Source organism: Allobosea sp. 10L422 (genome assembly GCF_056395345.1).
The window spans coordinates 1-23,084 of record NZ_JBFTJI010000018.1; the positions used below are offsets into that span (position 1 = coordinate 1).

Annotated in this window: 26 protein-coding genes; 18 read left to right on the forward strand and 8 right to left on the reverse strand. The window is 66.0% G+C overall.

Translation table 11 applies throughout. The features are described 5' to 3' along the window. The first annotated feature begins 674 nt into the window (after positions 1 to 674). Both AC1DEZ_RS25355 and AC1DEZ_RS25360 read left to right on the forward strand, forming a co-directional pair. Complete coding sequence (locus AC1DEZ_RS25355) at positions 675 to 2,696, forward strand: peptidoglycan DD-metalloendopeptidase family protein (protein WP_476781022.1); 2,022 nt, start codon at positions 675 to 677, stop codon at positions 2,694 to 2,696. 114 nt (positions 2,697 to 2,810) lie between these two features. Beyond that, on the forward strand, positions 2,811 to 3,728 hold the full coding sequence (locus AC1DEZ_RS25360) for an AEC family transporter (protein ID WP_476781023.1): 918 nt from the start codon (positions 2,811 to 2,813) through the stop codon (positions 3,726 to 3,728). A 3-nt stretch (positions 3,729 to 3,731) separates the two neighbouring features. On the opposite strand, the gene gluQRS is transcribed toward AC1DEZ_RS25360, so the two are convergent. Continuing rightward, a complete protein-coding gene (gluQRS, locus tag AC1DEZ_RS25365) occupies positions 3,732 to 4,628 on the reverse strand; it encodes a tRNA glutamyl-Q(34) synthetase GluQRS (protein WP_476781024.1) in 897 nt (298 codons plus the stop codon). Positions 4,629 to 4,718: 90 nt separating this feature from the next. Between gluQRS and AC1DEZ_RS25370 the strand changes: the two genes are divergently transcribed. Next, positions 4,719 to 5,363 carry a DNA-3-methyladenine glycosylase family protein gene (locus tag AC1DEZ_RS25370; RefSeq protein WP_476781051.1) on the forward strand — a complete coding sequence of 215 codons (645 nt, stop codon included), beginning with the start codon at positions 4,719 to 4,721 and terminating at the stop codon, positions 5,361 to 5,363. A gap of 99 nt (positions 5,364 to 5,462) precedes the next feature. Here the strand turns inward: AC1DEZ_RS25370 and AC1DEZ_RS25375 are convergent, their stop codons facing one another. Together AC1DEZ_RS25375 and AC1DEZ_RS25380 are read right to left on the reverse strand one after the other, a co-directional pair. Further along, complete coding sequence (locus AC1DEZ_RS25375; protein WP_441514302.1) at positions 5,463 to 6,242, reverse strand: HpcH/HpaI aldolase family protein; 780 nt, start codon at positions 6,240 to 6,242, stop codon at positions 5,463 to 5,465. A gap of 133 nt (positions 6,243 to 6,375) precedes the next feature. Further along, the gene (locus AC1DEZ_RS25380) at positions 6,376 to 6,699 is read right to left on the reverse strand and encodes a DUF1476 domain-containing protein (protein ID WP_441514301.1); all 324 of its coding nucleotides are present in this window, start codon (positions 6,697 to 6,699) and stop codon (positions 6,376 to 6,378) included. 318 nt (positions 6,700 to 7,017) lie between these two features. Between AC1DEZ_RS25380 and purC the strand changes: the two genes are divergently transcribed. The 4 genes from purC (at position 7,018) to purQ (ending at position 9,573) form a co-directional block, all read left to right on the forward strand. Continuing rightward, positions 7,018 to 7,812 carry a phosphoribosylaminoimidazolesuccinocarboxamide synthase gene (purC, locus tag AC1DEZ_RS25385; protein ID WP_265056972.1) on the forward strand — a complete coding sequence of 265 codons (795 nt, stop codon included), beginning with the start codon at positions 7,018 to 7,020 and terminating at the stop codon, positions 7,810 to 7,812. 41 nt (positions 7,813 to 7,853) lie between these two features. Continuing rightward, a complete protein-coding gene (locus AC1DEZ_RS25390; protein ID WP_441514300.1) occupies positions 7,854 to 8,438 on the forward strand; it encodes a hypothetical protein in 585 nt (194 codons plus the stop codon). Between the two features lie 193 nt (positions 8,439 to 8,631). After that, positions 8,632 to 8,874: a phosphoribosylformylglycinamidine synthase subunit PurS gene (purS, locus tag AC1DEZ_RS25395; RefSeq protein WP_441514299.1), complete on the forward strand. Its 243-nt coding sequence runs from the start codon at positions 8,632 to 8,634 to the stop codon at positions 8,872 to 8,874. Positions 8,875 to 8,877: 3 nt separating this feature from the next. Then, positions 8,878 to 9,573 (forward strand): phosphoribosylformylglycinamidine synthase subunit PurQ, encoded by a 696-nt coding sequence (gene purQ, locus AC1DEZ_RS25400; protein WP_476781025.1) that lies wholly within the window; start codon positions 8,878 to 8,880, stop codon positions 9,571 to 9,573. A gap of 85 nt (positions 9,574 to 9,658) precedes the next feature. Here the strand turns inward: purQ and AC1DEZ_RS25405 are convergent, their stop codons facing one another. The 3 genes from AC1DEZ_RS25405 to AC1DEZ_RS25415 are packed head-to-tail and all read right to left on the reverse strand — an operon-like array spanning position 9,659 to position 11,189. Further along, the gene (locus tag AC1DEZ_RS25405; RefSeq protein WP_441514297.1) at positions 9,659 to 10,252 is read right to left on the reverse strand and encodes a DsbE family thiol:disulfide interchange protein; all 594 of its coding nucleotides are present in this window, start codon (positions 10,250 to 10,252) and stop codon (positions 9,659 to 9,661) included. Continuing rightward, on the reverse strand, positions 10,249 to 10,434 hold the full coding sequence (ccmD, locus tag AC1DEZ_RS25410) for a heme exporter protein CcmD (protein WP_441514296.1): 186 nt from the start codon (positions 10,432 to 10,434) through the stop codon (positions 10,249 to 10,251). The genes AC1DEZ_RS25405 and ccmD overlap by 4 nt, the downstream gene beginning before the upstream one ends. Then, positions 10,431 to 11,189: a heme ABC transporter permease gene (locus AC1DEZ_RS25415; protein ID WP_441514295.1), complete on the reverse strand. Its 759-nt coding sequence runs from the start codon at positions 11,187 to 11,189 to the stop codon at positions 10,431 to 10,433. The genes ccmD and AC1DEZ_RS25415 overlap by 4 nt, the downstream gene beginning before the upstream one ends. Positions 11,190 to 11,495: 306 nt before the next feature. Between AC1DEZ_RS25415 and AC1DEZ_RS25420 the strand changes: the two genes are divergently transcribed. Continuing rightward, positions 11,496 to 11,738 carry a hypothetical protein gene (locus AC1DEZ_RS25420; protein WP_441514294.1) on the forward strand — a complete coding sequence of 81 codons (243 nt, stop codon included), beginning with the start codon at positions 11,496 to 11,498 and terminating at the stop codon, positions 11,736 to 11,738. Here AC1DEZ_RS25420 and ccmB read toward each other — a convergent pair. Together ccmB and ccmA are read right to left on the reverse strand one after the other, a co-directional pair. Beyond that, complete coding sequence (ccmB, locus tag AC1DEZ_RS25425) at positions 11,726 to 12,394, reverse strand: heme exporter protein CcmB (RefSeq protein WP_476781026.1); 669 nt, start codon at positions 12,392 to 12,394, stop codon at positions 11,726 to 11,728. The two genes, AC1DEZ_RS25420 and ccmB, sit on opposite strands and share 13 nt — an antisense overlap. Beyond that, complete coding sequence (ccmA, locus tag AC1DEZ_RS25430; RefSeq protein WP_476781027.1) at positions 12,391 to 13,014, reverse strand: heme ABC exporter ATP-binding protein CcmA; 624 nt, start codon at positions 13,012 to 13,014, stop codon at positions 12,391 to 12,393. Before ccmA ends, ccmB begins: the two co-directional genes overlap by 4 nt. 236 nt (positions 13,015 to 13,250) lie before the next feature. On the opposite strand from ccmA, the gene acnA reads away from it, so the two are divergent. The 10 genes from acnA to AC1DEZ_RS25480 all read left to right on the forward strand — a co-directional run bounded on the left by acnA (position 13,251) and on the right by AC1DEZ_RS25480 (position 23,055). Further along, complete coding sequence (acnA, locus tag AC1DEZ_RS25435) at positions 13,251 to 15,950, forward strand: aconitate hydratase AcnA (RefSeq protein WP_476781028.1); 2,700 nt, start codon at positions 13,251 to 13,253, stop codon at positions 15,948 to 15,950. A gap of 204 nt (positions 15,951 to 16,154) precedes the next feature. Further along, positions 16,155 to 16,436, forward strand: coding sequence for an acyl carrier protein (locus AC1DEZ_RS25440; protein ID WP_476781029.1), 282 nt, complete (start codon positions 16,155 to 16,157; stop codon positions 16,434 to 16,436). 153 nt (positions 16,437 to 16,589) lie between these two features. Continuing rightward, positions 16,590 to 17,054, forward strand: a complete 465-nt coding sequence (locus AC1DEZ_RS25445; protein WP_441514310.1) for a 3-hydroxyacyl-ACP dehydratase FabZ family protein — start codon at positions 16,590 to 16,592, stop codon at positions 17,052 to 17,054. Further along, on the forward strand, positions 17,051 to 18,184 hold the full coding sequence (locus AC1DEZ_RS25450; RefSeq protein WP_476781030.1) for a beta-ketoacyl-ACP synthase: 1,134 nt from the start codon (positions 17,051 to 17,053) through the stop codon (positions 18,182 to 18,184). Before AC1DEZ_RS25445 ends, AC1DEZ_RS25450 begins: the two co-directional genes overlap by 4 nt. 12 nt (positions 18,185 to 18,196) lie before the next feature. Further along, on the forward strand, positions 18,197 to 19,477 hold the full coding sequence (locus AC1DEZ_RS25455; protein WP_476781031.1) for a beta-ketoacyl-ACP synthase: 1,281 nt from the start codon (positions 18,197 to 18,199) through the stop codon (positions 19,475 to 19,477). Between the two features lie 13 nt (positions 19,478 to 19,490). Beyond that, on the forward strand, positions 19,491 to 20,237 hold the full coding sequence (locus tag AC1DEZ_RS25460; protein ID WP_476781032.1) for an SDR family oxidoreductase: 747 nt from the start codon (positions 19,491 to 19,493) through the stop codon (positions 20,235 to 20,237). A gap of 55 nt (positions 20,238 to 20,292) precedes the next feature. Continuing rightward, a complete protein-coding gene (locus AC1DEZ_RS25465; protein ID WP_441514287.1) occupies positions 20,293 to 20,544 on the forward strand; it encodes a CopG family ribbon-helix-helix protein in 252 nt (83 codons plus the stop codon). Continuing rightward, positions 20,541 to 20,825 (forward strand): type II toxin-antitoxin system RelE/ParE family toxin, encoded by a 285-nt coding sequence (locus AC1DEZ_RS25470; RefSeq protein WP_441514286.1) that lies wholly within the window; start codon positions 20,541 to 20,543, stop codon positions 20,823 to 20,825. The genes AC1DEZ_RS25465 and AC1DEZ_RS25470 overlap by 4 nt, the downstream gene beginning before the upstream one ends. Positions 20,826 to 20,838: 13 nt before the next feature. Next, a complete protein-coding gene (locus AC1DEZ_RS25475; RefSeq protein ID WP_476781033.1) occupies positions 20,839 to 21,861 on the forward strand; it encodes a zinc-binding dehydrogenase in 1,023 nt (340 codons plus the stop codon). A 258-nt stretch (positions 21,862 to 22,119) separates the two neighbouring features. Further along, positions 22,120 to 23,055 carry a lipid A biosynthesis lauroyl acyltransferase gene (locus AC1DEZ_RS25480; RefSeq protein ID WP_476781052.1) on the forward strand — a complete coding sequence of 312 codons (936 nt, stop codon included), beginning with the start codon at positions 22,120 to 22,122 and terminating at the stop codon, positions 23,053 to 23,055. The last annotated feature ends 29 nt before the right edge of the window (positions 23,056 to 23,084 follow it).

A 23,084-nucleotide genomic window follows, 5' to 3' on the forward strand; every position in this document is an offset into this window, starting at 1 on the left:
CTCTTTCTGTCTTCAATTTTCAAACAGCAGGGCTTCAACAAAACCGACAGAACCTCACCCGGCGAACCGGCCTCAGCCCCAGCGTCCTTAGGAAGCGCAGAAGAGGCGCCGCTCAGCGGCGGCGCCGTCTCGATGGGTGGCTTATAGGCCACCCCCAGAACGCATGTCAACACGCTCATGAAGTTTTTTTGACGGAGCGCATTTCTTTTTCCGAGCCCGCAAGACGAACCATTTTCGCGGCCTTTCGGACACCTGGCCGGGGCTCGCCACCGTGCCCTGTTTCGGTGTCGCGAGCATCGGGCTTTCGGCCTCGGTCCGGATCGACAACGAGAGCGCCTCCCGCCGCCAGGTGAAAGTCGGACCGGCCCATGCGGCCACAACCAGCAGGCGTGTCCTGAGGCCGCCTATCGTGACAAGGCATCGCGAATGCGCTTGCTTGCGCTCACGCGCGAGCTGTGTCGCACCATATTCGCTGCGCTTCCCAAAACAGCCGCAATCTCTCCGCACAGGAGGCAGCCCATGGCTGGACGGATTGATTCCCGCTTCCGGCACGGGCATGGTCTTGCGCGCTTTCGTCAGATTGCGCTCAAGGCTTCTTCGCCGCGGCGGAGCACGCCACCGAGGTATCCAGCACCCCGCACGCAGAACCGCCCGCAAGAAGCAGCCCGCACGATATGAACGCCCATCCCGAGTTCGCTCAGCCAGTCGAACCGCTTGCCCCCGAGGCTGCGGCTCTGCTGGTCGATCTCGGGATCGAGCCGCCGATCCAGCCCGCCGAATCCCGTCAGCAGCCGCTCGATCGGCGCGGTGTCTCGCTGCGATGGCTTTTCGCCTGCGCGCTCGTCGGCTCTTGCGGCGCGGCGCTGCTTGGTGCCGCGATACTCGTCGCGATGCGTGGCGACACCAGCTACCCGGAGCAGCCCGAAACCGTGGCCGTGCGTAGCTCGTCGGCCGCGGGTGAAGGCGGCGGGGCCCGCAAGGCCGACAAGCTCGTCGCCGACCAGCCGATCATGTCGGCGCGCCATACGCTGAGGGCGCCGATGTCGCAGAAGGTCGGGAACCGCGAAGTCATCCGCGTCCGCCCCTTCGTGCGGCTGGCATCCGACCTCTCCCTCACCACCGGCGTCTACGCGAGCAATATCCCGCCCTTCAATCCGCTGCGGCTTTTCGCGGAAGGCGGCCAGCCGGAAGAGCGCTATGCCGAGCCGGCCCAGGACATGCCTGACGCCGACGTCACCATCGTCAAACGCGACCTCGGCGACATCGTCACCCCCGCCGGCAAGCCGCAGCTGAGCGACAACGACATCATCTCCCAGGTCGAAGAGGAGCGTGCCAATCTGGCAAACTCCGGCCGCCAGCGCGCCCTGCCGATTCCGCCACAGCTGATGCTCAGCCGCACCCTGACCGGCGCGACCGCCGGCAGCGGCGACATCCTTGCCTATGCGCCGGCAACAGATACGCGCTTCTCCGGCATCGAGGTTCGCGTCGTCCCGGAGAACGTGACCAACGCACCGAAGACGCCGATCCCTGCCTCCCGCGAGCCGCTTGTCGAGGACAAGCTGGTGATGGCCAAGCGCGGCGAGAATTTCGAGCAGGCACTGCGCGGCGCCGGCGCGACGCCAGATCAGGTCCGGGCGATGATGACGGCCTTTGGCGGCAAGGTTCGGACGACAGCCCTTCCCGACGGCCAGGTTCTGCAGGTGCTCTACGCACCAGGCCCCCGTCCGGGCGACGGCCGCCAGATCATGCGAGTCTCGCTGCTGAGCAACGGACAGCCGGACGGCACGATCGCGATGAACGACAAGGGCGCCTACGTCACGGTCGATCTGCCCCGTCAGAATCTTGCCCTCCAGCGGCCGCAACGGCAGGAGACGGAGGAGGAGGACGAAGATGAGGGCACCGGCGGCGCCCGCCTCTATGAAAGCCTCTACGAGACCGGGGCGCGGCACGACCTGCCGCGCCCGCTGATCGACGAGCTCGTGCGGATTTTCTCTTATGATCTCGACTTCCAGCAGCGCGTCCATGCCGGCGACAATCTGGAAGTGATCTTCACTGAGGATGACGAGGGCGAGCGCGGCGAGATTCTCTCCGCAACCCTGACCGTGAACGGTGAAAGCCGCCGGGTCTTCCGCTACCAGTCCCCCGAAGATGGGCTGATCGAATATTTTGACGAAGAAGGGAAGTCGCTGAAGAAGTTCCTGCTGCGCAAGCCGATTGCCGACGGCGAGCTGCGCTCCGGCTTCGGCATGCGCTACCACCCGATCATGCGCTATTCGAAGATGCATACCGGCATCGACTGGGCCAATCGGATCGGCACCCCGATCCTTGCCGCCGGCAATGGCGTCGTCACCAAGGCCGGCTGGTCTTCCGGCTACGGCAAGCACACCGAGATCCAGCACGCCAACGGATACGTCACCACCTATTCGCACCAATCGAACTTCGCTTCCGGCATTGTACCGGGCGCCAAGGTCCGCCAGGGCCAGGTCATCGGTTATCTCGGCTCGACCGGCCTCTCCACAGGACCGCATTTGCACTACGAGGTGCTGGTCAACGGAAACTTCGTCAATCCGTTGAAGATTCGCGTGCCGCGCGGGCGCGAATTGCAGGGGCCGATGCTCACCGAATTCAAACGCCAGCGCGATGAAATTCGCGGGCTGATCGAGAAGGCGGGCGGAGCAGTCGCTCAATTGCGCTGAACGCATGACGGCTCGGCGATTGGGGCGCCGATAGGCATCTGACGCTTGACAGAGCTGCCCCGAGGCGACACCGCCTGAACAGGCGCTTTCTCTCGTCACGCGGGTCCCCGGCCGATGCTCGCCTCTTTCCTCGTCGTCCTGCCCGTCTTCGGGCTGATCGGCCTCGGCTATTTCGCGCGCTGGTCGAGGCTGCTGCGTGAGACGACCGGCGAAGGCCTGTCGGATTTCGTCTTCGTGCTGGCGGTTCCCTGCCTGCTGTTCCGCACGCTCGCCAAGGCCGACATCCCCGCGACCCAGCCCTGGGGCTACTGGATCGCCTATTTCGCGGGGCTCGCCGTGGTCTGGGCCTTGGCCATGCTCATCGCGAGCAAGTTCTTCGCCCGGAAAGGGCCGGAGCTGGTGGTTTCAGGCTTCGCCGCCGCCCAGTCGAACACGGTCTTCGTCGGCGTACCGATGATCCTGAAGGCTTACGGCGACGCCGGCGCCGTTCCGCTGGGTCTGCTGCTCGCCATTCACCTGCCCGTCACGATGACCGTGGCGACGCTCCTGGCCGAAGGCCGTTCCGCCTCGATTCCGCAATTGATCAAGCGGCTCTTCACCCATCCGATCATCGTCGGCATCCTGCTCGGCTCGGCCGTGCGCCCCTTCGTCTGCCAGATTCCGGAGCCGGCCTGGACACTGGTCGATCTGCTCGCCGGTGCTGCCGTACCCTGCGCGTTGATCAGCCTCGGCATCGCCATGCGTCGCTACGGGCTGGAATCGGGGCTTGCCCTGCCGACCGTGCTGAGCGGATTGAAGCTCGGGCTGCACCCGCTCCTGGTCTACTGGCTCGCGACGAAAATCTTCGACATGCCCCCCCATTGGTCGGGCGTCGCGGTGCTGTTTGCGGCGTGCCCCTGCGGGATCAATGCCTATCTCTTCGCCGAACGCTACCGGCAGGGCGTGGCCGACGCCTCGAGCGCAATCACGCTCTCGACCTTGCTCTCGCTGTTCACGACCGCTGCCTGGTTGACGTTCCTCGGCGTTGGCTAGGGCTCAAGCGAAGCCCAGTTGCCGGCGAATATCGGCCGGGCGGGCCCCCTTCGCCCTGAGTTCCGCCAGGCTCTCCGAGAGCCGGCTCTTGGCGAGCTTGCGTCCGTCCTCGTCGAGCACCAGGCGATGGAAATGATAGAGCGGCGTCGGCAGCCCGAGCAGGTGCTGGAGCACGACATGGATATCGGTCGCTGCTTCGAGGTCGTGGCCGCGCACGACATGCGTCACGTCCTGCAAGGCATCGTCGACGACAACGGCGAGATGATAGCTCGTCGGCACGTCCTTGCGGGCAAGCACGACGTCGCCCCAGCGTTCGGGCCGGGCCGAGACGATCCGGATACCGCCTTCGCCGTCGAAAACCGTATAGCTCAGCTCGTTGCCGGTGATCGCCAGAGCCTTGGCCATATCGAGACGCAGCACATGCGGCTCGCCGGCCGTGATGCGCCGCGTCGCCTCATCCGGTTCAAGCGTCCTGCAGTGACCGGGATAGAGCGGTGCCCCATCGGGATCCACTGGCCAGGGCCGCCCCGTTTCGACCTCGCGCTGAGCCACCTCGGCGCGAATGTCCTGCCGCGAGCAGAAGCAGGGATAGACCAGCCCGCGTTCCTGCAAGGCACCGAGAGCCGCCGCGTAATCGTTGAAATGCTCGGACTGCCTGCGGATATCCGGTTCGAACGGGATTCCGAGCCAATCGAGATCCGCGACGATCCCCGTGACGAACTCCGGCCGCGAGCGGGTGAGGTCGATATCCTCGATCCGCAGAAGAAGGCGCCCACCGATCCTTTCGGCCAGTGACTCGTTGGCCAAGGCCGAGAGCGCATGGCCGAGATGCAGCCGCCCGTTCGGACTTGGCGCGAAACGGAAGACCGGCTTGCGGGAATCGGGTGGTATGAACGCCATCGTTCTTGTCTAGGAGGCCTGGTGCTGCCCGCCAAGCAGCAAGCACTGCTGCTGACGCAGGCGGGCTCCTGCTTCATCAATGCTCATGCGATGACCGAACGAATCACCTGCGACAGCGATCTCGAAGAAGGTATGGCTGCGCTGGCTGCCCTGCATCCGCATTGGCAAGCCATCGTCGAGCGCACCGGACTGCCGCCACTGAGGCTGCGCGAAGGCGGTTTCGTTGGCCTCGCCTCGATCATCGTCTCACAGCAATTGTCGGTCGCCAGCGCGCGCGCGGTCTGGAATCGCTTCGAGAGCGTCTTCGTCCCGCTGACGCCGGAGCGCATGCTCGCCGCCACCGACGACGACATGCGCCTTTCCGGTCTATCGCGGCCGAAGCAGCGCACCTTGCTGGCGCTTTCCGCGGCGCTCGTCGAGAAACGTTTCGTTTTCGAGGCCCTCGAACAGGCGACGCCTGAGGGGGTCCACACGCAGATGACCGCGATCTCCGGCATCGGCCCCTGGACGGCCGATGTCTATCTGCTGTTCTGCCTTGGCCATCGCGACGGCTTCGCCGCCGGCGATCTCGCGATCCAGGAAGCCGCCCGGCACGCTTTCGGCCTCACCGAGCGGCCGAAAGCGGCAGAGCTGCAGGTTATGGCCGAGGCTTGGCGGCCATGGCGCGGCGTCGCCGCGCGGCTGCTCTGGGCCTACTACGCCATCCTGAAGCGCCGCGAGGGCATCAACGCCTGAACTGGCCAAGAAGCCGTTTGGCAGCTCCGCGAGCCCCATCCTTCGAGACGGCCCTCGCGGGCCTCCTCAGCATGAGGGCCGGGAGCTTTCAGACGGGCTCTAGCTGCGCACGATCTTGAGCGCCGTCTGCGCCGCCGCCCGCAGCAGCGTCGAATCGCTCATCACCGTCACCATGCGCGCGCCCATGGCGAGACCTTGCCTGGCCCGCTCGGCCGTCGCCGCATAGAGCGCGACCGGCTTGTTCACGGCGGAAGCGCGCGCCACGACATGCTTCAGCGCCTCGTCGACTTCGCGGGCGGTGGCATCGACCTGCGCGCCGCCGGACAGCGCGATCGACAGGTCGGAGGGACCGACGAACAGCGCATCGATGCCGTCCAGCGCCAGGATATCGTCGACGATCGCCATCGCCTCACGCGTCTCGATCATCGCGAATGTCAGTGAGAACCCGTTGGCGGCCTTGAGATAGCTGTTCTGGTCGAGACCGGAGGCGCCGAGGCCGCCATAGCTGCCCCAGCTGCGCTCGCCCATCGGCGGATATTTGGCGTAGGCCGCAAAGCGCCGCGCGTCTTCCATGGTGTTGATCATCGGCGCGATGACGCCGGAGACGCCGGAATCGAACAGCTTCGAGACGTTCTGGAATTCGCCGACCGGAATGCGCGCGATCGCCGGCTTGCCCGCGGCATTGATCAGCGGGATCGCGCGGATGACCTCGCCCAGCGTGATCGGCCCATGCTGCATGTCGAGCGTGATCGCGTCGAAATCCTCCTGCGCCAGAATCGCCGAAATCGAGGGATCGGGCAGCCCGCACCAGGCCGAGACGATGCTGTCGCCCTTGGCGAAACGATCGGCGAGGGAGGAGAGGACGGTGGGCTTGGCCATGGTGCGTTCATCCGTTTCAAGGCCCGCACTTTGGACGGCGCGAGGCTTCCGCACGTTGGACCCGGCCGGCCCGGAAATGCAAACGGGCGCCCATGCGCCCGTTTCAGAGACGTCCTGCGTCTGCCGGGATGCGTCAGCGCCCGGCCTGGATATCCTCGGCGGCCTTCAGGAACAGCTCGGTCATCACGCGGCGGATCTCGGCGTCGGACGCATTGATGTTGGCGAGCGCGAAATCGTTCTTGACCTTGCGAACCACATCCTCGTCGCCGGCTTCCTCGAAATCGGCGACGACGACGGACTTGGCATAGGCCTCGGCGTCCGCGCCGCTCTTGCCGAGCTTCTCCGCCGCCCAGAACCCGAGCAGCTTGTTGCGCCGGGCAGTTGCCTTGAAGCGCAGCTCCTCGTCATGGGCGAACTTGTTCTCGAAGGCGTCCTTGCGCTGATCGAAGGTCGTCATGCGGCGTCCATGTCCTCTCGCGGGCGGGAATTAGCACTGCTGGATCATATAGGATGTCGGGGCGCCGAGAGCCAGCCTGATCGCTCCGATTCAGCCTCGCTTAAGCCTTCTTGCGCGGCCGAAAGGCGTTTTGTTGCGTTTACGGCCGGGAGGCTCCATATAGCAGGCGCATGGGTGCCCTCGGGCATCCCGTGCACTACTGGCGCCTGCGCCGGCTCGAAGATCGATCCCGACCGGATCGCCGGGCTGTGGCAGGACCGACAAGATCAGGGGCCAAGATCCCGCCGCGACCTCATCGCGTCCAGAGAAGGGCAACCTTTGGATTTCCTCAAGCCACGGTACATCCCSATGAATCGCCGCCGTCGCATTTACGAAGGCAAGGCGAAGGTCCTCTATGAAGGACCSGAGCCCGGTACGCTSATCCAGCAYTTCAAGGACGACGCCACCGCCTTCAATGCCAAGAAGCATGAAGTGATCGACGGCAAGGGCGTGCTCAACAACCGTATTTCCGAGCACATCTTCTCCAACCTGAACGACATCGGCGTGCCCACGCATTTCATCCGCCGGCTGAACATGCGCGAGCAGCTGATCCGCGAGGTCGAGATCATCCCGCTCGAAGTCGTCGTGCGCAATATCGCCGCCGGCTCGCTCGCGACCCGCCTGGGTCTCGAGGAAGGCACGCAGCTGCCGCGCTCGATCATCGAGTTCTAYTACAAGAACGAYGCGCTSAGTGACCCGATGGTCTCCGAAGAGCACATCACCGCCTTCGGCTGGGCGACTCCGCAGGAGATCGACGACATCATGGCGCTGGCCATCCGCGTCAATGACTTCCTCTCCGGCCTCTTCCTCGGCGCCGGCATCCGCCTCGTCGATTTCAAGATGGAGACCGGCCGCCTCTGGGAAGGCGAGATGATGCGCATCGTCGTCGCCGACGAGATCAGCCCGGATTCCTGCCGGCTCTGGGACATCAAGTCCAAGGACAAGATGGACAAGGACCGCTTCCGCCGTGACATGGGCGGCCTGATCGAGGCCTATTCGGAGGTCGCCCGCCGCCTCGGCATTTTGGGCGAGAACGAGAATCCCGGCCCGACCGGCCCGCGCCTGGTGCAGTGAGCGCCATCGCTCCGCCATTATCGCCTACGAAACGGGAGCGCATGCGCTCCCGTTTTCATGTCACGGCCCTTTTCGCCGCCGGCGCTCTCCTGCTCGCCGGCTGTGCAAACCAGTTCGGCGCCGGGATCGCCGAGCTGCCCGCATCGGCGGGCTGGCACCGGCTGCCGATCGGCTCCTGGGTGCTGAACGAGGGCCTCGAAGCCCGCGCCATGGTCTTCTGTCCGCGCGAATCCTGCGTCCAGCAGGGTTTTGCCGCGGTCATTGCGCTGGAAGGTGAGCAGGCCCGCGACATGGAACGGGCTCTCTCTGAAAGCCCCGCACGCCTCGGAGAAGCTTTCGCCCGGCAGGCGGCGGCGAAGGCCGCCGAACGCCGCAAGGCACAGCGGAACCCGAAAAAGAATGCCGAGCCGAAGGCGCCCCGCAGCGCGACCGATGTCGCACGTTTCGATTCGGCCGAGGCACGCGGCATCCTCGTCACGATCCGCTCGCTGGATACGCCGGGGCGCCAGGCCGTCACCGCCATTCTCTACGGCCGGGAAGCGAACCGACTCGTGGTGGCCCTTGGCGTCAGCGACACGGCCGAAGCCGCGCGGCGGGACGCCGAGGCCGCCTGGCGCAGCCGCTGATTCACGTGAAACGGCGGGAAATGGTTGAGCCGGCCGCGATTCTTCCGCGCGCTTTCCGTTCGGCTGGTATCAGCCGAACGAAGGCAATTCGCGCAAAACCAATAGGCTGAGCATGTCCTGATCGCAAAAGTGGTTTCCACTTTTGCGGAACATGCTCTAAGGCACCCGCAACAAATCTCGTCCGGAGAACCTCATGAAAGCCCGCGTCACCGTCACCCTGAAGAACGGCGTGCTCGATCCGCAGGGCAAGGCGATCGAAGGCGCCCTGAAGTCGCTCGGCATCGACGGCGTCGGCTCCGTGCGCCAGGGCAAGGTTTTCGACATCGAGCTCGCCGGCTCCGACAAGGCGGCGGCCGAAGCGTCGCTCAAAGCCGCCTGCGAGAAGCTGCTCGCCAATACGGTGATCGAGAACTACCGCGTCGAGATCGGAGCCTGACCCATGAAGGCCGCCGTCATCACCTTTCCGGGCTCCAACCGTGACGGCGACGTCGCCAAGGCGCTGAAGCAGGCCGGCGCCGAAGTCACCCATGTCTGGCATGGCGATACCGAGCTGCCTGAGGGTATCGATCTCGTCGTGCTGCCGGGCGGCTTCTCCTATGGTGACTATCTGCGCACCGGCGCCATCGCCGGCCGCGCCCACATCATGGACGCAACTCGCGCGCATGCCGCCCGCGGCGGCTATGTCCTCGGCATCTGCAACGGCTTCCAGATCGCCTGCGAAGCCGGGCTCCTGCCCGGCATCCTCGTGCGCAACGCCAATCTGAAGTTCGTCTGCAAGCGCCAGCACCTCAAGGTCGAGCGCAGCGACACGCCCTACACTCGCGCCTATGCGCAGGGGCAGGCGATCGACGTCTGCATTGCTCATGGCGAGGGCAACTATATCGCCGACGCGCAGACGCTGGCCCGCCTCGAAGGCGAAGGCCTCGTCGCCTTCCGCTATGCGGATGCGCAGGGAAATGTCACGCCCGAAGCCAATCCGAACGGCTCGCTCAACAACATCGCGGGCATCTATTCGCCCGGCTTCAACGTTCTCGGCCTGATGCCGCATCCGGAGAACCTGATCGATTCGCTGGTCGGCGGCACCGATGGACGCGGCCTGTTCGAAAGCCTCGTCGGTTCCAAGCGCGCGGCCTGAAGCGCGTCATTCTCGGGCGAAGCGCAGCGCAGACCCGAGAATCTCTTTCAGGATAGAACGCCCTTGTCGGCAGCAGACGCTCGGGTCACCGCGCCTTCAGCGCCCGCTGCAGCAGCTTGGCTGCGGCCTGCTGATCGAGCGGGCCGACATGTTTCTCAAGGATGTGCCCGTCCGGCCCGATGACGAAGGTCTCGGGCACGCCATAGACGCCCCACTCGATCGCCGACCGACCGGCGCGATCGACACCGACGGCGGAGAACGGATTGCCGAGCGCGCCGAGGAACCGGCGAGCATTCTCGGCCTCGTCCTTGTAGTTCATCCCGACCAGCGCGACCTTGCCCTGCTTCACCGCATCGGTCTCGGCAAGGCCCATCAGCACGGGATGCTCGACCCGGCAGGGCGCACACCAGCTCGCAAAGACATTGACCAGCGTCGTCCGTCCGCCAGCGAGATCGGCATTGCCGAAAGCCGGAACCGGCTGGCCGTCGCGCTGCAGCCCTTCCAGCGGCGCGAGCGTGATCGCCGGCGCGAGGCGGCCTATCAGCGCCGACGGCACCTTGCTCGTATCGCCCGAAAACAGCCCGATGCCGAAGATGATGGCGAGCGCGCCAAAGATCATCAGCGGCACCAGGAAAAGCAGCGGTGAACGCCGCCGCGGCGCGGTTTCGATCTGGCTCATGACGTCTCCCGGCCAGAGCGGCGGCCGGCGCCGCGACGCTCCAGCGCATCGAGCGCCTGCTTCTGGGCGCGGTGATCGCGCAGGGTCGCGAGCGTCAGCCCGATCAGGATGAGCGCAGCCGCCGCGTAAGCGGCGAGGATGAAGCCGGCATGCGGGCCGATGCTTTCGACAAGCACGTTCATGCCGGCAATCCCTGCACCGCGAGTCTGTCGAGCCGCTCTGCTTCCAGGATCGTCAGCGTCCGCACCCGCCGGCGCATGATCTCGGCCCGCATCGCCAGCATATGTAGCGCGAGGGCGAAGAGCGTGAATCCAACGGCCAGGATCAGCAGCGGCCAGAGCATGGATGGGTGGATCGTCGGCCCCCCCATGCGGAGCACCGAAGCCGGTTGGTGCAGCGTGTTCCACCAGTCGACCGAGAACTTGATGATCGGCACGTTGACGAAGCCGACGAGGGTGAGGATCGCCACGGCACGCGCCGCCCGCGACGGCTCGTCCAGCACGCGCCAGAGCGCGATGATGCCGAGATAGATCAGCAGCAGCACCAGCACCGAGGTCAGCCGCGCGTCCCACACCCAGTAGGTGCCCCACATCGGCTTGCCCCAGAGCGCGCCGGTGATCAGGCAGACCAGCGCGAAGCAGGCCCCGACCGGTGCCGCCGCCTTCTGGGCGACATCGGCCAGAGGATGGCGCCAGACCAATGTGCCAAGCGCCGAGAGCGCCATCATCGAGTAGAACATCATGGCGAGCCAGGCGGCCGGGACATGGATGAACATGATCCGGATCGTCTCGCCTTGCTGGTAATCTGCCGGTGCCTGCCAGGCGAGATAGAGGCCGGCGACGATGAGCAGCGCGGCCGCGGCCGCCAGCCAGGGCAGCAGCACGGCCGAAAAGCGCATGAAGCGCGTCGGATTGGCGAGGTCGATCAGGCTGGCCATCGTTCTGGCGGGGTCATCCGGGGCGCAGGTGCCATGATCGGAGCTTTTAGCAATCTCGACCCGTTCCAAGCAATGCGCCCGAGCCCGGCTGCGACATCACGAAGCTGCGCGTGTGAGCGGTGGCGCCCCTCGATCCAAACCCTTGTCGAACCGGCGGAATTCCGATCGTGCCCAGAATTGTGCCTTGAGAGGTGCCCGTTGACCGATGCCGGCTAATAGTTATCGCATTGAAGCGGTTGCAGTTTTTGCCCTCGCTGCTTGCAAGCCCCAGACCGATCCTCTAGCCTGCCTTTCTGGATGCGGGGGATGAAGATGCGGCTTCAGCTATCCGACGAGGTCCAGCGCGAAGTCGAGCAGGCGATCCGCTCGAAAGCCAGCCAGTCCCTCGTCATCGATCTATACGCCACAGCCGAAGAGATTCGCAGCCGGCACGACACCGGCGAGGTCGATCTCGACGCTATTGTCGCCACGGTCGCGCGCCTCGCCGCGCAATGCGGCTGTGCGGTCGAGCTCGGCGGAGCCAGAGGCGGCAGCATTCAATCGGCCTGACGCAGGGCCGCGGCCGCGGCGATCGTCCCCACGACGATGGCTGCCAGCGAGATCGCACACAGAATCAGGAACGGTGTCAGGAACGGCACCGTGCCGCCAACGGCCGCATTGGCGGCCGAAACCCCGAAAATCAACACCGGCACCGTCAGCGGCGCGACCAGCACCGGCACGATCAGCCCACCGCGCTTGATGCTCGCCGCCAGAGCCGCTCCGCCCGCCCCGATAAAGCTGAGCGCCGGCGTGCCGACCAGCAGCGTCGCGACCAGTGGCAGCACGCCCTCGCCCGGCAACGCCACCAGCAGGCCGAGCAGCGGCGAAACCAGCGCCAGCGGCAGGCCGGTCGTCAGCCAATGCGCCAGCCCCTTGGCCAGCACGGCGAGTTCGAGCGGCAGGCGCGAAGCCCGGATCAGATCGAGCGAGCCGTCCTCCTCATCGCTCTGGAACAACCGGTCGAGCCCTATCAGCACCGAAAGGAGCGCGCCGAGCCACAGGATTGCGGGGCCGATCCGCGAGAGCAGGTTGAGATCCGGCCCGAGCGCGAACGGCACGAGCACGACGAGCGTGAGGAAGAAGACGAGCGCCAATTCTCCTCCGCCACCGGCGCGCGACGCCAGGGCGAGATCCCGCTTCAGGATCGCGATGAAAGCCCGGCTCATGGCCCGATCCTGAGTTCGCGTGCCCCACCGAGACCGAGAGGGCCATGCGTCGCAGCGAGGATCGCGCCGCCCGCCACTAGATGATCGCGCATCAGCCCGGCGAGCATGGCCTGGGAGGCGGTATCGAGCGCCGACATCGGCTCGTCGAGCAGCCAATAGGGACGGCGCGAAACCAGGAGGCGCGCCAGCGCCACCCGCCGCCTCTGCCCGGCCGAGAGGTAGCCCACCGGCAGTTCCGCTGCATGGGCAAGCCCGACCACAGCCAGCGCGCCTTCCGGTGAGAGAGCGGCATCACCGAGGATGGACTGCGCAAAGGTAAGATTTTCCCGCGCTGTCAGCGCCGTCTTCAGCCCGTCGCGATGACCGACCAGATGCGAAACCTCGGCAAGATGGGCGTCATCCTCGCCCCCTTCGAGCCGGATCACGCCGCCATCCGGCTGCAGCCGGCCGCACAGCATGGCGAGGAGGCTCGACTTGCCGGCGCCGTTGCGACCGGTCAGGGCGATCGCCTCGCCGGATCCGAGGTCGAAGCTCAGCGCTTCGAAGATCAGCCTGCCACCGCGGCGGCAGGCGAGATTCTCGGCGAAGAGGCGCGTCGGCGGGAATGAAATTTGAGTCAAGGCAGCGCTGCCGACGATAGGTTCGACCACATCTCGTTCATCTAGCGCGCTTCTTGGAATTGCTCTATAGAACCCGCGGCTACGCCGCACGCCGATCCGGCGCGGGGCTCGGGCACTCCCGAGGCGGCGCGCGCGTCATGCGCATTAGGCCTTCGAACGGCGCCGTCCGCAAGGGCAGAAACCCTTGAAGACTTGCCGGTCGTGACCGCAACCCCTTGATCAGGATCAAGCCCGACATGGCCTCGCTCGACTCCTTCAAAGCCCGCAAGACGCTCACCGCCGGCGGCAAGACCTACACCTATTATTCCCTCCCCGATGCCGAGAAAAACGGCCTGCCCGGCATTTCGAAGCTGCCCTTCTCGATGAAGGTGCTGCTCGAGAACCTGCTGCGCTTCGAGGACGGCCGCTCGGTCACCAAGACCGACATCGAGAATTTCGTCGGCTGGCTCGACGACAAGGGCAAGGCCGGCAAGGAGATCGGCTTCCGCCCGGCCCGCGTGCTGATGCAGGACTTCACCGGCGTTCCGGCGGTCGTCGACCTCGCCGCGATGCGCGATGGCGTCAAGGCGCTCGGCGGCGATGCGCAGAAGATCAATCCGCTGGTTCCGGTCGATCTGGTCATCGACCACTCCGTCATCGTCGACGAGTTCGGTTCGCCCAAGGCCTTCGCCAAGAACGTCGAGCTGGAATATGAGCGCAACGCCGAGCGCTACAAGTTCCTGAAATGGGGCCAGGGCGCCTTCGACAATTTCCGCGTCGTGCCGCCCGGCACCGGCATCTGCCACCAGGTCAATCTCGAATACCTCGCCCAGACCGTCTGGACCTGTAACGAGACGATCGACGGCGTCGAGGTCGAGGTCGCCTATCCCGACACGCTCGTCGGCACCGATTCGCACACCACCATGGTCAACGGCCTCGCCGTGCTCGGCTGGGGCGTCGGCGGCATCGAGGCGGAAGCCGCGATGCTCGGCCAGCCGCAGTCSATGCTKCTGCCSGAGGTSATCGGCTTCAAGCTSACCGGCGCACTCAAGGAAGGCATCACCGCSACCGAYCTCGTGCTGACCGTCACCCAGATGCTGCGCAAGAAGGGCGTCGTCGGCAAGTTCGTCGAGTTCTTCGGCCCCGGCCTCTACAACCTGACGCTGGCCGACCGCGCGACCATCGCGAATATGGGCCCGGAATATGGCGCGACCTGCGGCTTCTTCCCGGTCGATGCAGAGACGCTGGACTATCTCACCACCACCGGCCGCAAGTCGGAGCGCATCGCGCTGGTCGAGGCCTACAGCAAGGCGCAAGGCCTCTTCGCTACCCGCGAAACCGCCGATCCGGTCTTCACCGACACGCTCGAGCTCGATCTTTCGACGGTCCAGCCCTCGATGGCCGGTCCGAAGCGCCCCGAAGGGCGCGTCGATCTCTCCGCCGTCAAGGCCGGCTTCGCCGCCGCGATGGAGACCGACTACAAGAAGGGCGGCGAACTCTCGCGCCGCGTCGAGGTCGAGGGTGAGGACTTCGATCTCGGGCATGGCGACGTCGTCATCGCAGCCATCACCTCCTGCACCAACACCTCGAACCCCTCGGTGCTGATGGCGGCCGGCCTGCTCGCCCGCAATGCGGTCGCCAAGGGCCTCAAGGTCAAGCCCTGGGTGAAGACCTCGCTGGCGCCGGGATCGCAGGTCGTGGCGGAGTATCTGGCCAAGGCCGGCCTGCAAGGCGATCTCGACGCGCTCGGCTTCAATCTGGTCGGCTTCGGCTGCACCACCTGCATCGGCAATTCCGGCCCGCTGCCGGCGCCGATCTCCAAGACGATCAACGAGAAGGGCCTGATTGCCGGCGCCGTCATCTCCGGCAACCGCAACTTTGAGGGCCGCGTCTCGCCGGACGTGCAGGCGAACTACCTGGCATCGCCGCCGCTGGTCGTCGCCTACGCGCTCGCCGGTTCGGTCCAGATGGACCTGACGACGCAGCCGCTGGGACAGGGCTCGGACGGCAAGGACGTCTATCTGAAGGACATCTGGCCCTCCAACAAGGAGATCCAGGACTTCATCCAGCAGAACGTCACCCGCGCGATCTTCGAGGCCAAATACGCCGACGTCTTCAAGGGCGATGCCCATTGGCAGGCGGTCGACGCGCCCAAGAGCGAGACCTATGCCTGGGACGATGATTCGACCTATGTGCAGAACCCGCCCTATTTCCAGGGCATGCACCAGAAGCCGGACCCCGTCACCGACATCGCCGGTGCCCGCATACTCGGCCTGTTCGGCGACAAGATCACCACCGACCACATCTCCCCGGCCGGTTCGATCAAGGCTGCTTCGCCCGCCGGTCAGTATCTGACGGAGAACGGCGTCGCGGTCGCCGACTTCAACCAGTACGGCACGCGCCGCGGCAACCATGAGGTGATGATGCGGGGCACCTTCGCCAACATCCGCATCCGCAACCACATGCTCGGCCCGAACGGCCGCGAGGGCGGCTACACCATCCACTACCCGTCGAAGGAAGAGCTGCCGATCTATGACGCGGCAATGAAGTACAAGCAGGAGAACGTCCCGCTCGTCATCTTCGCCGGCGTCGAATACGGCAACGGCTCCTCGCGCGACTGGGCCGCGAAGGGCACGAACCTGCTCGGCGTCAAGGCGGTGATCGCSCAGAGCTTCGAGCGCATCCACCGCTCGAATCTGGTCGGCATGGGCGTCGTGCCCTTCACACTGGCGGAAGGCACCAGCTGGGCCTCGCTCGACCTCAAGGGCGATGAGCTCGTCAGCATCAAGGGCCTGGCCAACGTCAAGCCGCGCCAGATGATGGAAGCCGAGATCACCTATGCCGACGGCACGGTGAAGAAGGTGCCGATCCTCTGCCGCATCGATACGCTGGACGAGATCGACTACTTCAAGAACGCCGGCATCCTGCACTACGTCCTGCGCGGCCTCGCCGCCTGAGCTGGATAGCAGCACCGAAGCAGGTCATGGCCGGCGCAAGCCGGCCATGATGCATTGAGGGCCGGCCCCGGTTGTCCTCGCGCCCGCCGCAGTGTAAGGGGGCATTTCAGTCATCCTCGGTGGCGACTAGGGGCAAGCGCAGGCGACAATCCCGCGCTCGGATGTCGTCCGCCATCACCGACAACAGACGGGAGCACCCGCAGCATGTCCGCCACGTTCGAGACGGTCGCCGGCATCATTTCCGAAACCTGCGATATTCCGCGCGAGAAGATTACACCGCGGAGCCACGCGATCGAAGACCTCGGCATCGATTCCCTCGCCTTCCTCGACATCGCCTTCGCGATCGACAAGGCGTTCGGCATCAAACTGCCGCTCGAACAGTGGACGCAGGAAGTCAACGAGGGCAAAGCCCCGGCCGAGCAGTATTTCGTGCTGGAGAACCTCTGCAAGCGCATCGACGACCTCGTCGCCGCCAAGAAGGCGTGACGACGAAAGCGTGAAAGCCTCGGTCGGAGCCAGCAGGCTTGCCGGGCTTGAGCCGAAGCGTCGCTCCCGATAGAGCATAGGGGCCGTCGCGCGGATCAGCTGATCCGTGCTGCGGCCTTGCGCCGTTCTGGCGCCCAGCAGACCAAGGATCGCATGCGCCTCGAATATTTCGACATGATCGACCGGGTCGTGACCTTCGATCCGTCGCAGAAGCGCATCGTCACGCGCTCCACCGTCCCCGCGGAAAGCCCGGTCTTCGAGGGCCACTTTCCGGGCCACCCGCTGGTGCCCGGCGTCCTGCTGACGGAAACCATGGCGCAGGCCTCGGGCTATCTGCTGCTTGGCCTCAACGGGCTCAGCCAGATGCCGTTCCTGATGACGGTCGACAAGGCGCGCTTCCGCACCTTCGTCGAGCCGAACACGGAGCTGGAAGCCAGCGCCGAACTCATCATCGAAGGCTCGGGCTATGCGGCAACCAAAGCGAAGCTGACCAGCGGCGGCAAGCCGATCTGCGATGCCGAGCTCCGCTTCCGTCTGATGCCCTTTCCCGCCGATATGCGCACGCTGATGCTTAGCCGCATCGAAGCCATCGGCCTGACGCCGGAGCCTGCCCCATGAACCGCCGCGACGTGGTCATCACCGGCATCGGCATCGCCTCCAGCCTGGGCGAAGGCGTCGAAGCTCATGCTGCAGCGCTCGCAGCCGGCGGTCCGCCGGTCGTCGACACCGAGACTTTCAAACCTTATCCGGTCCACCCGCTGATGGCGCTGGAGCTGGACAAGCAGATCCCGAAGAAATCCGACCAGCGCCAGATGGAGCCCTGGCAGCGCCTCGGCGTCTATGCCGCCGGGCTCGCCCTCGACTCGGCGGGGCTGAAGGAGGATGCCGAGGCCAAGAGCGCCCTGCAGGTCATCGTCGCGGCCGGCGGCGGCGAGCGCGACCACGCCGTCGATTCCGCCATCCTCAGCGGTCTGCGCGGCGCGAACGAGCCGGGCGCCTATCTCAACGAGCACCTGATGAGCGATCTCAGGCCCACGCTCTTCCTGGCCCAGCTCTCCAACCTGCTCGCCGGCAACATCGGCATCGTCCATGGCATCACCGGTCCGTCGCGCACGTTCATGGGCGAGGAACAGGCCGGCGTCGACGCGATCCGCACGGCGCATGCCCGCATCGCCTCCGGCCAGTCCGACCTGATGCTCGTCGGCGGCGCCTACAATGCCGAGCGCCGTGACATGCTGCTGCTCTTCGAACTCGGTGGCTATCTCCGCCGCAACAACTTCGCGCCCGTGTTCGAGCGCGAGGAGGCGCCGGGCCTGATCACCGGCAGCGCCGGCGCCTTCCTCGTGCTGGAATCGGCCGAGCGCGCCGCCGCGCGGGACGCCAAGATACACGCCCGGCTCGGCCATGCCGGCGCCGCCCGCAGCCGCCGCGCGCCGGGCACCGTCGAATCCGCCTTGACGAAGCTCGTAAGTGCCTTCGGCGCGATCGGCCCGGACAGCCTCGCCATCTCCGCCGCGACCGGCTGCGCCGGCATCACCGCCGAGGAGGCCGCTGCCTTGCAGGCGGCCGCCCCTTCCGCCAAGCGCATCGCCGTCGGCGATCTCGTCGGCCATGGCGTCGAGGCCGCCTTCCCTGTTTCCGTGGCGTTGGCGGCAATCGCCCTGTCGGCGGGGCAGGCGAAAGAGGCGATCGTCACCGGCGCCGGCCACTGGCGTGGCGAAGGCGCCGCGCATCTGGTCCAAGCGTGAGAGATTGAAGCCATGACCACGCATCGTGATGCCAAGGGCCGCCCGCTCGTCGCCGTCACCGGCCTCGGTGTCGTGACGTCACTGGGCCAGGGCAAGGACGCCAACTGGCAGGCTCTGACCGCCGGCAAATCCGGCATCCACCGCATCGAGCGCTTCCCGACCGAAGGGCTGCGCACCACCATCGGCGGCACCGTCGATTTCCTGTTCGACGGTCCCTTCACCGCGCCGCAACTCTCCGAGAAGCTTGCGACGCTGGCTGCCGAGGAAGCTGTCGGCCAGAGCGGCCTCGGCCAGGACGGCGAATTTCCCGGCGAGCTGTTCATGGCGGTCCCACCCGTCGAGATGGAATGGCCGCAGAAGCAGGAACTCGCCGAGACCGTCGATGGCGAGGTCGACTATGACGCCCTGCTGCGTGCTGCCGCGACCCGCAAATTCGCGCCCATGCACGAACTCTTCGTCTTCGGTGGTGTCGCCGACCATATCGCCGACCGCTTCGGCACCAAGGGTTCGCCGATCTCGCTCTCGACGGCCTGCTCCTCTGGGGCGACCGCGATTCAGATGGGCGTCGAGGCCATCCGCCGCGGCGAGACTGAAACTGCGCTCTGCATCGGCACCGACGGCTCGATCCATGCGGAAGCGCTGATCCGCTTCTCGCTGCTCTCGGCCCTTTCGACCCAGAATGACCCGCCGGAAGGCGCCGCCAAGCCCTTCTCGAAGAACCGCGACGGCTTCGTCATGGGCGAGGGCGCCGGTGCACTGGTGCTGGAGGATTACGACCATGCTCTGGCGCGCGGCGCCACCATCCTCGGCATCGTCGCCGGTTGCGGCGAGCGCGGCGACGGCTTCCATCGCACCCGCTCCAGCCCGGACGGCAAGCCCGCCATCCTCGCCATGCGGGATGCGCTGGCCGATGCCGGGCTGACGCCCGATGACGTCGATTACATCAACGCCCACGGCACCTCGACGCCCGAAAACGACAAGATGGAGGCGATGAGCTGCGCCGCCGTCTTCGGCGAGCGCATGGCCGAGCTGCCGATCTCCTCGAACAAGTCCATGATCGGCCACACGCTGACGGCGGCTGGCGCGGTCGAGGCGGTGATCTCGTTCCTGACCATCGCCAATGGCACGATCCCGCCGACGATCAACTACGCGAACCCCGACCCCGCCATCGCGCTGGATGTCGTGCCCAACGAGGCCCGCAAGGCCAAGGTGAAGACGGTTCTCTCCAACTCCTTCGGCTTCGGCGGCCAGAACACCTGCCTCGTGCTTACGGCGCCTCCGGAGGCGGCATGACCCAGGCTCTCTCATGACAAAAGTTCTCGTCACCGGCGGCGCCAAGGGCGTCGGCGCCGCGATCGTGCGCGCGCTCGCCGCGGCCGGCCACGATGTCGATTTCACCTTCCGCTCCTCGGCCGAGCAGGCGAAGGCGCTGGCGGAGGAGATCGCCGCCGCCCATCCCGGCCGAGCCGTGAAGGCGCTGCCGCTCGACCTCTCCGACAAGGCCGCACTCGACGCGTTCTGTGAAGCGCGCGAGGGCGAGAGCTATTTCGGCCTCGTCCACAACGCCGGCCAGCCCTATGATTCCCTCGCCGCGATGATGGCGCAGGACAAGGCGGAAGCGGCGATGCAGGTCAATTTCTGGGCCTTCACCCGCATCGCCAAGAGCCTGATGCGCAACATGATCCGCGCGAGGGCGGGCCGCATCGTCGCCATCGGCTCGGTAGCGGCGCTGCGTGGCAATCCGGGCAACGCAGCCTATGCTGCCTCCAAGGGTGCGTTGATTTCTTACGCCAAGACCCTGGCGGTGGAGACCGGCAAGCGCGGCGTCACCGTCAACATCATCGCGCCGGGCTTCGTCGACACCGACATGATGGCGCCCTACGCCGCCTATCGCGACAAGATGCAGGCGCAGATCCCGGCCGGGCGCTTCGCCAAGCCCGAAGAGGTTGCGGGCCTCGCCGCCTTCCTGATGAGCGAGCCCGCCGCCTATATCAGCGGCACGGTGCTGCCGATCGACGGCGGACTGACCGCCCAGCTTGGCGTTCATCGCTGAATCGACCGAAACGGCATCTCATGATAGGGTTCACTTCGAACCGGAGTGAACCGACATGACGGCTGCCTTCACCATTCGCCTCGACGACGAGACCTTGGCCAAGCTCGACGCGCTCGCCGCCGACACCGACCGCTCGCGGAGCTGGCTCGCGACCAAGGCGATCGAGGACTATGTCGCGCTGAACGCGTGGCAGATCGCGAGAATCAAGGAAGGGATCGCCGAAGCGGATCGCGGCGAGTTCGCGACCGAGGAAGAGCTCGACGCGATCGAAGCCAAACTGCAAGCCATGATCGATGCCGGGCGATGAGAGTCATCTGGACGGCCCGAGCGCGGGTCGAGCTTGATGAAATCGCCGACTATGTCGCGCCGATCAGCGCCTCCGCCGCTTTGGCCCTGGTGCGCCGCCTCAGGAGGGCGGGTAACCAGCTCGGCGAGCAGCCTCACATGGGCAGGTCGGGGCGCGTCGATGAGAGCCGCGAACTTGTTGTGACCGGCACGCCCTACATTCTTCCTTACCGCGTACGCGACGGCCGGGTCGAAATCCTCGCTGTCATGCACACCTCCCGGCAATGGCCGGATCAGATCTGAAAGAGTTCGCCTCATGCGCTCCCTCCAGCTCCATGGTGATCGTGACCTCCGCCTCGAGGAGATCGAGCCGCCACCGCCGCCCGCTCCGGGCGAGGTCCAGATCCGCATCAAGGCGGTCGGGCTGAACTATCTCGACCTCTGGGGCTTCCGCGGCATGGCCTTCGCCAAGCGCAAGATGCCGCAGGCGGCGGGCGTCGAGGCGGCCGGCGAGATCGTCTGCGTCGGCGAGGGCGTCACCGGCTTCGCGCCGGGCGACGTCGTGACGGCTTATGGCGCCGACACCTGCGGTCAGTGCAAGGCCTGCCGCGAGGGCCGCGACAATCTCTGCGAGAACGTCGCCGGCATTATGGGTTTCCATATCGACGGCTTCGCCCGTGAGTTGCTCAATCGTCCGGCTCGCCTGACGATCAAGGCGCCGAAGGGCGTCTCCTTCGAGGATGCCGCATGCGCGCCGATCGGCTTCGGCACCGTGCAACACATGCTGTTCGACAATGCGAAACTGGAGCCGGGCGAGTCGGTGCTCGTCCATGCCGGCGGTTCCGGCATCGGCACCGCGGCGATCCTGATGGCCAAGGCGATCGGCTGCACGGTCTACACGACCGTCGGCGACGACGAGAAGGGCGCCAAGGCCAAGGCACTCGGCGCCGACCACGTCATCAACTACCGCGAGGACCGCTTCGAGGGCGTCGTGCGCAAGCTCACCGGCCGCAAGGGCGTGGACGTCGTCTTCGAGCATGTCGGCGCCGACACCTGGAACGGCTCGCTGCTCTGCCTCAAGCGCGGTGGCAGGCTCGTCACCTGCGGCGCGACTTCCGGCCCCTCGGCGACGATCAATCTGATGCAGCTCTTCCAGCAGCAATACCGGATCACCGGCTCCTTCGGCTGCCGCATCGAGAACATCGCGCAGTCCTTGCAGAAGATGGCSGGCGGCATGAAGCCGGTGATCGATTCGGTCTTCCCCCTCGCCGAATTCGAGAAAGGTCTCGCCCGCATCGAGGGCCGTAAGGTCTTCGGCAAGGTCGTCATCGCCTTCTGAGCGGAGCGGCCTGCCTGCCGCAAGACTTGACGCCAGCGCATTCCTGCCCCAGATCGCGCCTTTCAGGCCCGGTCTTGCTCTCGGCACGGGCGAGTTAGAGCATTTTCGAGCGAAGTGGATACCGGTTCGCGTGAAGAAAATGCGACAAAACAAAAGGACAGGGCCTGTCCGCGTTGCGAAGAAGCGCGGACATGCTCTGGGGCTGGACCGACCTTGAGACGATTGAAAGCAATCGCCGCGCGCATCGGCGCGGCGATCATGATTGGCGTGATCCGCGCGCTGTTCGGGTTCCTGCGGCTGCTCGGGCCGGATCGCGCCAGCGACCTCGGCGGCTGGCTGCTGCGGACCGTGAGCCCGCTGATCCCGGTCAACCGCGTCGCGCTAGCCAATATCCGCGCAGCTTTTCCTGAAAAGGACGAGGCGGAGGTGAAGCGCATCGCACGCGGAGCCTGGGAGAATCTCGGCCGCGTCGCCGGCGAATACGCTCATCTGAAGACGCTCTTCGACTACGACTACGATAATCCGGACAAGCCTTCGCGCATCGAGGTCGAGGGGATCGAGCACTTCGTTGCGCTCAGGGAGGATGGCAAGCCCGGCCTGATCTTCTCGACCCATCTGGCGAATTGGGAATTGCCGGCGATCTGCGCCGCCGCTTACGATCTCGATACGACCGCCGTCTTTCGCGCGCCCAACGACCCCGCCATCGCCGCTGTCGTGCACGAAATCCGCTCCGGCGCGATGGGCGGCCTCGCCGCCGCCAAGCAGGGAGCAGCCTTCGCCATGCAGGGCGTCCTCGAGAAGGGCGGGCATCTCGGCATGCTGATCGACCAGCATTTCACCCGGGGCGTCGTCGTACCGTTCTTCGGACGCCCGGCATTGACCAATCCGATCATGGGCAAGTTCGCGCGACGCTTCGAGTGCCCGGTGCATGGCGTCCGCGTCATCCGCTTGCCGAACCACCGCTTCCGGCTGGAGTTGACACCGCCGCTCGACCTGCCGCGCGACGCCGCGGGCGAGATCGATGTGCGGGGCGCCATGGCCATGATGACGGCGGTGGTCGAAGGCTGGGTGCGCGAGCACCCCGAGCAATGGCTCTGGATGCACCGCCGCTGGCGGCCCAAGATGATCACGGCTGCCGCCTTGGCCGAGTTCGATCACGCCCGCGCGACCATGCCCGTTTTCAAGGCAACGTGATTTCCCTCTGCGATGAATTGCTGGCTTTG